Origin of the sequence: Nostoc flagelliforme FACHB-838, from assembly GCF_014698065.1 — a bacterium.
Classification (GTDB): Bacteria; Cyanobacteriota; Cyanobacteriia; order Cyanobacteriales; family Nostocaceae; genus Nostoc; species Nostoc flagelliforme_B.
Genome location: NZ_JACJSI010000281.1, coordinates 1 through 7,722, shown reverse-complemented (window position 1 = coordinate 7,722; position 7,722 = coordinate 1). Strand labels below are relative to the sequence as shown.

Sequence of the window (7,722 nt, the reverse complement as noted above, 5' to 3'; positions counted from 1 at the left end):
ACAAGAAAATTTGACGTTGATAGAGCAAAGCTTAGAGCGGATGGAAAAAAAAGTGCTTTCCCACCACATGCAGTCAACCTGAAACACCTGATAGCTAAGGGTTTATCTGCGACACTAGCTTATAACTTAAATTTCTAATAAGTAGATCAAAGTGTGGTCGCCTAAGTCGTTGCAGCTTTCTTGTGTTGTAACTTACGATTATCACCCCGAATAACTTCACACAGGAACAATCATGTGCGATGGCGTACCCGTCCACCTTCTTGTGATCGCTAAGGTGAAGTGCGCTATTTATCCAGCGATAGCCGTTCGCGCTAGCGTATCCTTTGGAGAAGGCTTAACGCGGATTTCTCACAAAAGCTGAAAAAAGGGGATCAAAAGCTGGGAAATGTATATATAGAAAGCGTTTCAGCACTTGTAGAGCATGACCCCAGCTTCAACAGATCGTATACCAAAACAGTTCAGATTTGAACAGCCAAAGTCACCTCCAGTCGTAGTTAATTTCCAGGGTGGGCAAGTAACATCTGATGCAGGTTTAAGCTTAATTGCTGAAATAGATAGAAAACTGCGAATCACATCACAGTTTGCACTATGTTTCCAAGATTACCGAAAGCCTTATCGAATTGATCATTCAATAGAAAACTTAATTAAACAACGAATCTACGGGTTGGTCATGGGATACAAAGACTTAAATGACCATGAAGAATTACGCCATTATCCGATGTTTACTCTATCATTAGGAAAAAGAATTGGAGTACAAGATAAGCCTGCAACATTAGCAGGGAAGAGTACATTAAATAGGCTGGAATATTATCCCCAAGATGTAGAACAAGGATCTGACAGTCGTTATCATAAAATTGGACATTCTTCAGAAGAAATTGAAAGCCTATTTGTAAATATATTTCTAAAATCTTACTCAAAAGAACCACGAAAAATTATTTTGGACTTAGATGTAACTGATGATTTAGTACACGGCAATCAGGAGCAAGTTTTCTTCAATACCTAACTATGTCGATGCCTACTACAACCGGGGAATTGTCCGCTCTGCATCTGGAGACAAACAAGGAGCTGTCGCCGATTACAACCAAGCTATCAAGATTAATCCCAACTATGCCAATGCCTACTACAACAGGGGGAATGCCCGCTCTGCATCTGGAGACAAACAAGGAGCTATCACCGATTACAACCAAGCCATCAGGATTAATCCTAATTTCGCTTTGGCCTACTACAACCGGGGAGTTGTCCGCTCTCTCTGACTTGGGAGACAAACAAGGGGCGTTCGCCGATTACAACCAAGCCATCAAGATTAATCCCAACTATGTCGATGCCTACTACAACCGGGGAAATACCCGCTCTGCATCTGGAGACAAACAAGGAGCTATCGCCGATTACAACTAAGCCATCAAGATTAATCCCAATTATGCCGATGCCTACGGCAACCGGGGATTTATCCGCTCTGACTTAGGAGACAAACAAGGAGCGCTTGCAGACTTACAAAAAGCAGCTAACCTCTTTCAAAAACAAGGAAATAAAAATTCATATCAAAAAGCGATGGAATTGATCCAAAAGCTTCAGCAGTAGTGGATATTTAAAATTGCGAAAATTCCAGAACCAATAGAACCGAACTACATTCCAGTGCGCGATAACGCAAAAGTCCAATCCGTGGGGAAATCAAGTTGGCAGATTTCCGATATTTGGCGGGATATTCCTGTGGATGATTTTTGTAGTTAATAGTAGCCAGAAGCAAGTGCCCAGTGTAACCAAGCGCTTCTGAGATCAAGTTCAAGATTAATGTTCATTCTCATACATACCATGCCAAAATGCGGTATTCTAGCGTCTTACTGTTTGAGGCACATCTAAATTACTTTTGTATTAACAATTCTAAAGCGTACCTTGTAACGAATCCATAAAATCCGTTGAGGAGATTCTATAGTGATCTCAGGATCTACTTCTCCACCAGGTGCAGCGCCGTAGGCAGTACCAAAACGCATAGAATCACCGAACCAGTCTTCATCGCCATAGACACCTGAATTGCGTTTAACTGTCGATAATTCTTCTATATAAAAAATGCCAGCAAGCTCAACATTTGCTTCTGTGGCTAAAACCGTAGCTTTTGCTTTTGCTTGCCTAATTGCCAGTTGTAAAGCCTGTTGTACGGCAGCTTCGTCAGCACTAAAGATTGGCTGACGCATATTCATTTGTATAACTTCGCGTTGACTACTTTTAACTTCTTCTATTGAATTTAATGCCTGAGATAAAATATCTATATTCTCTGTCTGAAGAATGATTTGTACTGATGCTTCTTGACCAACTTTTTTCTTATACCAAGGGCGTGTCAAATTTGTTCCACCATCGAAAATTTCGTTTTGCTTCAAACCAAATTTCAGTAAATGGTTAATGCACCGTTCTCTCAAGCGCATAACTTCATTTAAAGCTGTGTCTTCTTTAGCAGCCCTTACTTCTAATACTAGAGATAATACGTATTTTTCTATCTTCTCTGTATACTTTCCCTCAGAAATAACTTCAATATAAAAAGTAGATTCGTTCATAAACTAACTCTAAAATAAAATTTCTCTATACAAAATTATGCTCGGTTATATATCATCTTCTCTCATTACAGATGCGATCGCCTGATTTGCTTAATTACCTGGAACTAAGTAAAGTAGTCAAAGGTCATGGCTGATCTGCTGAAAGCGAGGTTCAAAATGGATACACCATGAGGTTAAGGATTTTACGGACTCTCCGCGCAATCTGGCTGCTTGTGGCGAGTAAACAACGCACCACAGGAAAATTGCAATTGCTGACAACGGCTGCAAGAGTCAAAGAAGCCCACCTATAAAAAAAACTGCCCTGGGGCATGACCAGAGCAGCGTTTCTCTAAAGGGGGAATTAAATAAAGGACTTTTAAAATCTTGTCCATGTTTTACATATAATTCGTTCGCTATATAATACTCTTCAGTTCAAGTTTTGTACTTTATGCAAAAAGAGCGAAAAACTTTTAAAGCTGCACTATACAAGGATTAGACGCAATAAACCAAGACCAATACAACACCCTTGCCTGAATGCGTGTTAACCAATGGTTATCAAAATTTGGCCAAACAAACATAAATCCACTGGGCACGGAAACAACGGCTTATCGTGTGCAGATATTACCTTGTTGTGTTCCCTTGAAGACTGGGGATTTCTGCCATAGGTACATCGTTAGACGGGAAGTGACAAGGCGTTCGTCCTTGACGTTGCCGCAGGCATCGCTGCCGGAATTGTGTGGTGGAGAAGTTGGGCTAGTGACTGACCAAATGTCCACAAATAAGACACAAAATGATTCTAAACTTGCACAATTAAGTAATGGTATCGGTCAGCCCGATACCTTAACTACTACTATACTTGTTGAAAAATCTTACACTCGTACTGCTACCGAGTCAATCACGTCACAAACCAGCAGTAACAACGGTACAGCGACCCAAACCAGCGTCCTGGCAAGGGAACAGTCTACAGTTAAATCCTTGTGTACTGACAATGGCAGTATTTTATTCCAGTCAAATCTACTACTAAATACTTGACCATTCCCGAACTGATTGGTGGGGTTAAGAGCTACGACTATCTTCCTCCTGGCTGGAAGAACGTTGAGGCGATCGCAGATGTTGATAAATATGAAAATCTTATGGTTTAGCTAAGGAACTTAAGCTAAACCATAAGATGATTTCCTTAGCAATTAATTCATTGGTCTGTTTCGGCGAGGCTTTTCTAAGGACTCTTAGTTTTTTCTAGCATTTTAAAAATGTGTTTCTCGCCGGGGAATATATCAAGCTCTATTTTGATGGACTGTCTTGATTGTTCATCATTCCCGGCATATTGTTCATCATTCCTGGCATTTTATTCATCATTGTTTGGCAACACTTACATCCAGTTTGGTATGCCATTGCTGCACCTGCAATGATCGGGTTAAGCAACCAACCAAAAATAGGGAACAGAATACCGGCGGCAATTGGAATGCCGGCAACGTTGTAAATGAAAGCAAAAAATAGGTTTTGACGAATGTTGCGAATCGTAGCCCGGCTGAGTTGAATGGCAGTGACAATGCTTCGCAAGTCATTAGAGATGAGTGTGATGTCACTAGGACTTAGTTGGCTATATGCCGATGAAAATTTGTTTTCCGGCTCTAGAAGGTTTGGAGTGGAAGATTGTCACTGGCTCAGACCCAAAAAACATCGCTTGGTCTTACCACAATGGTGGACATTGGCCTGTTTTACTTTGGCTACTGGTAGCCGCTGCTTTGAAAAGCGGTAGAGATTCACTTGCTCACAAAGCTATTGAATTAGCTCAAAACCGCCTCAGTCAAGACCAATGGCCAGAATACTACGATGGCAGGCACGGTCGATTAATTGGAAAGGAAGCTCGCAGATATCAAACTTGGACTATTTCAGGTTTTTTAATCGCAACAGAAATACTAGCCAATCAGGAGCATTTAGCTTTAATTAGTTTTAATAAAGATCCGCAGATAATTAGCTGTGTAAGCTAAGACAATTCTTATACGCCCTTGTGCATATATCCCAAGTATAAGATAGCAACAAATATTTCATCCAACATGAGAAACAGTTGTGCAGCTAGATATATATGCCTTAAATCTCACTTCCCGGCAGCAGCAACTGGGGATTGTCAACCCAATTCGCAATTGTGAATTCGCTTTTTCGCCCTAATAAAAATTGCGTTAGCGGAACGGGCGTTAGCAAGAGTGCGAATTGTTTGGTCAAAGCCCTACCTCTAATGTTTACGTATTATCACATTTAGAGGCTTAAAATTATACCAAGCAGGTTCTTATTCAAATGGAAAAAATAGAGTTGAATTCTCAATGCAGCCCAACTATTTAGCAAAAATAACTCAACTGCATTGCCTGAATATAAGACTATCCAGCCAAACTCTCGACACTCAAAGGAACCATATCCCCATTCCTGGTCAGCCCTAGCAACATCGGTTCTTGGGATTGAATTAGTTGACCTGTGAGTACACAGCGTTCTTCTTGTTGAGCAGTGGCAGCGATGCTAGCTCGTATGTCGGTTCGGGAAAATCGAGGCTTCCATTCACCTGATTTTTGCTGAACATAATTCCAAAGGACATCTCGAATCAAAGCTTGATATCCCTGATTACCAGCTATTTCTCTAAGCTTATCTTTGAGTTCTCGCTCTAAGCGGATGCTGGTAACTTCCATATCAGTGGTTGGGGTGCGAACGCTCGTATGCATTACTATTTCTCCTTGAAGGTATAGACAAAATATAGGACTAGTATTTGATTTTTGAAAAAGATACGAGAGATTTGAAAAGTTCACAACCCCTCTATCCGGCAGTCCAATGCCAATCAAGCCCAAGCGGAAAAAACGCCAAGGCAGCTAGCTAGCTGGGACTTTTCGCACTTATCCCCCCCTTACAGTCGTCATTCTGGCGAATGTATACTGTAAGCCGAGCCACTACTTTGAGAACACATAAATAACTATAGATTAAATCAATTTTTATTGATATAGCTTAAGTCAGGCAAATTCGATAATTGTTTGTGAAAATAAAAATATTAAAGAGAAACAGCCCCTTAAAATCATTCTGTTCCCTATCTGAAGGAATATTTTAAGCTGCTATAAGCTCATCGTCATTCATTTTTCCAGAATAATTCGCTTGTATTAAGGGCTACCCTACGAGTTCTGCTCTCGCAGTACAGAGGGAGCTTTTATGCAACTTAAATGCCAATTAGCTTATGACTCTTTTGAAAGCGAAAGCTAATGATTGTTTTTTGGTAGATCAACATTTAAACTAAATTAGATTTACAACAGCTTTCAAACGCTTTAAGCGTTGATTCTGTTCTGACCACTTTTTACAAGCATCTTTAACGATTTTTATCTCTGAGGGCGATAAAAGCTCATCCCCTTGGCCAGAAGTTATAATTTTAGCTGCTATAACCGCTTTTTCATACTCCACACCGTACTTAACCAGTTCTGTGCAAAATATTTTTTCTCTTTCTTCTATTGATGTAAAGTAACTACTTGGCATTGTTCAACAGATAATATAAGTCTTATTTCGAAACTACATCAACAAAAATAAGTTTCCGTTTCAAATCCTGCGAATTCTATAAATTTATGGCTTATACCTAGAGATACTTAAATAAAGATAGTTAATTTGCATCCATAGGGATAAGACGCTGTGAGGGTTTGAGAGCATCAGCCAACAAAATATTAAAATATAATTAAAGATTTTTCAAAGTAAGCGAGAAACAAACAAGTGGTTGTATCCAGGTAAGGAGTTGCCTCTGGTTATTCCTGAACAAATGCTTACCTCTACAAACCAGAATTAAGAATTTTAGATATTGTAATACACACTTGACGCTTCATCTTACTGTTGCAATTATGTCTTCTACAGTCCACAAGACCTCTTGCAACAATTGCAGGCTGTAGAAAACCCTTTTACAAAGGGCAGTGATTCTCACAAAAATACTCTACCGAGTTATTCACATCGATAGAGTATATAATTCAATCTGGATATTTGAGAAATTTCTCACCACAATAGTACATTAGCACTAGCACGAGTTTTGGGTTTTCATAAGCTTTTTCATTGAGAAAGTTTTTGTAACAATAGCGTTACACTTGATTGAGTAGCATTTTGTCATCACGTTGCCAACGCACAGATTGAGAGGAAGCAAGGGCATGACTATTGGCGTTTGGGTTCTCGGAGATCAACTTTGGGCTAGGCAGTCAGCGCTAGAAAGTTGCCTACAAAAACACCAACAGACTCCTGTGATTTTTATCGAATCTCTTGCTCATGCAGGGCAACTTCCTTATCACTTGCAAAAACTGGTATTGGTCTGGTCAGCCATGCGTCACTTTGCTGCCGAATTGCGATCGCTCGGCTGGGCAGTAACATACGCTCAAAGCCAGGACTTCAACACGCCTTTACTCCAATGGATTGAGCAATACCAAATTACCGAACTGCGGGTGATGACTCCAACAGATCGCCCTTTTGCTGTGTTGATTCAAAACCTAAAACTGACAATTCAAGTCACTTTTACACCCAATAATCGCTTCATCTGGAGTGACCAAGAGTTTCAACAATGAACTTCAAAAAATCCGCTCTCTGGCTTCTAATTGGCACACTACACAATCAGAAACCGTTAACTAATAGCGGGAGCCAGTAGCGGTATCGGTGAAGCTACCGCTCGGTTCTTAGCCGCTAAAGGAGCCAAGGTTGTCTTAGGTGCTCGCCGCATCGAAAATCTCCAGACGATCGCTGCTGAGATTCAAGCTGCTGGTGGAGCGGTTCGCTTTACTGCTCTGGATGTTACACAAAAGGAACAATTAATCGAGTTTCTCCAATTTGCACAAACACAATTCGGGCGCGTAGACGTTCTGGTCAATAATGCGGGCTTAATGCCGTTGTCTTTGATCGAACAGTTAAAGGTGGAAGAATGGGACAAAATGATTGACGTGAACCTCAAAGGGGTGTTGTATGGGATTGCAGCGGCGTTACCCATTTTTCAAGCTCAAAACTCTGGCCATTTTGTCAACATTACATCAATCGCTGATCGATGGGTCGGGCCTACTGCCACAATTTACTGCGCCACCAAGCACGCCGTGCGGGTGATTTCGGAAGGACTTAGGCAAGAAGTCGGTAGCAACATCCGAGTGACCATCATCGCCCCAGGCGCAACTGAATCAGAACTGCCCAATACAATCTCTGACCCGGAAATGAA

Annotated in this window: 7 protein-coding genes and 4 pseudogenes; 7 read left to right on the top strand and 4 right to left on the bottom strand. The window is 40.9% G+C overall.

Translation table 11 applies throughout. The features are described from left to right. Window positions 1–421: 421 nt before the first annotated feature. Window positions 422–1,000 (top strand): annotated as a pseudogene (locus H6G97_RS40825) (transposase); the annotation flags it as partial. Beyond that, window positions 999–1,578, top strand: a pseudogene (locus H6G97_RS40820) (tetratricopeptide repeat protein); the annotation flags it as partial. The pseudogenes H6G97_RS40825 and H6G97_RS40820, both read left to right, overlap by 2 nt. 275 nt (window positions 1,579–1,853) lie before the next feature. On the opposite strand, the gene H6G97_RS40815 reads toward H6G97_RS40820, so the two are convergent. Next, window positions 1,854–2,546 (bottom strand): SIMPL domain-containing protein, encoded by a 693-nt coding sequence (locus tag H6G97_RS40815; RefSeq protein ID WP_190946306.1) that lies wholly within the window; start codon window positions 2,544–2,546, stop codon window positions 1,854–1,856. 167 nt (window positions 2,547–2,713) lie between these two features. Here H6G97_RS40815 and H6G97_RS55095 point away from each other — a divergent pair, with 167 nt between their 5' ends. Together H6G97_RS55095 and H6G97_RS40810 are read left to right on the top strand one after the other, a co-directional pair. Beyond that, window positions 2,714–2,836 (top strand): hypothetical protein, encoded by a 123-nt coding sequence (locus H6G97_RS55095; RefSeq protein ID WP_277883416.1) that lies wholly within the window; start codon window positions 2,714–2,716, stop codon window positions 2,834–2,836. A 373-nt stretch (window positions 2,837–3,209) separates the two neighbouring features. After that, window positions 3,210–3,557 (top strand): hypothetical protein, encoded by a 348-nt coding sequence (locus H6G97_RS40810; protein WP_190946305.1) that lies wholly within the window; start codon window positions 3,210–3,212, stop codon window positions 3,555–3,557. A gap of 249 nt (window positions 3,558–3,806) precedes the next feature. On the opposite strand, the pseudogene H6G97_RS40805 reads toward H6G97_RS40810, so the two are convergent. Next, a pseudogene (locus H6G97_RS40805) lies at window positions 3,807–4,121 on the bottom strand (heavy metal translocating P-type ATPase); the annotation flags it as partial. Between H6G97_RS40805 and H6G97_RS40800 the strand changes: the two are divergent. Next, window positions 4,115–4,516 (top strand): annotated as a pseudogene (locus H6G97_RS40800) (glycoside hydrolase 100 family protein); the annotation flags it as partial. The pseudogenes H6G97_RS40805 and H6G97_RS40800 overlap by 7 nt on opposite strands. 384 nt (window positions 4,517–4,900) lie before the next feature. On the opposite strand, the gene H6G97_RS40795 reads toward H6G97_RS40800, so the two are convergent. Both H6G97_RS40795 and H6G97_RS40790 read right to left on the bottom strand, forming a co-directional pair. Then, entirely contained in the window at window positions 4,901–5,236 is a 336-nt protein-coding gene (locus H6G97_RS40795; protein WP_190946303.1) for a ribbon-helix-helix domain-containing protein, read from the bottom strand. A gap of 556 nt (window positions 5,237–5,792) precedes the next feature. Next, on the bottom strand, window positions 5,793–6,029 hold the full coding sequence (locus H6G97_RS40790; RefSeq protein WP_190946302.1) for a hypothetical protein: 237 nt from the start codon (window positions 6,027–6,029) through the stop codon (window positions 5,793–5,795). A 650-nt stretch (window positions 6,030–6,679) separates the two neighbouring features. Here H6G97_RS40790 and H6G97_RS40785 point away from each other — a divergent pair. Then, on the top strand, window positions 6,680–7,087 hold the full coding sequence (locus H6G97_RS40785) for a cryptochrome/photolyase family protein (RefSeq protein WP_190946301.1): 408 nt from the start codon (window positions 6,680–6,682) through the stop codon (window positions 7,085–7,087). 63 nt (window positions 7,088–7,150) lie between these two features. Then, the coding region (locus tag H6G97_RS40780; protein WP_190946307.1) for an SDR family NAD(P)-dependent oxidoreductase at window positions 7,151–7,722 on the top strand (572 nt) is incomplete at its 3' end.

Bases quoted from the DNA above. Each gene is read 5' to 3' on its own strand.
- H6G97_RS40815 (WP_190946306.1), bottom strand. From the start codon at position 2,546: ATGAACGAATCTACTTTTTATATTGAAGTTATTTCTGAGGGAAAGTAT.
- H6G97_RS55095 (WP_277883416.1), top strand. From the start codon at position 2,714: ATGAGGTTAAGGATTTTACGGACTCTCCGCGCAATCTGGCTGCTTGTG.
- H6G97_RS40795 (WP_190946303.1), bottom strand. From the start codon at position 5,236: ATGCATACGAGCGTTCGCACCCCAACCACTGATATGGAAGTTACCAGC.
- H6G97_RS40790 (WP_190946302.1), bottom strand. From the start codon at position 6,029: ATGCCAAGTAGTTACTTTACATCAATAGAAGAAAGAGAAAAAATATTT.
- H6G97_RS40785 (WP_190946301.1), top strand. From the start codon at position 6,680: ATGACTATTGGCGTTTGGGTTCTCGGAGATCAACTTTGGGCTAGGCAG.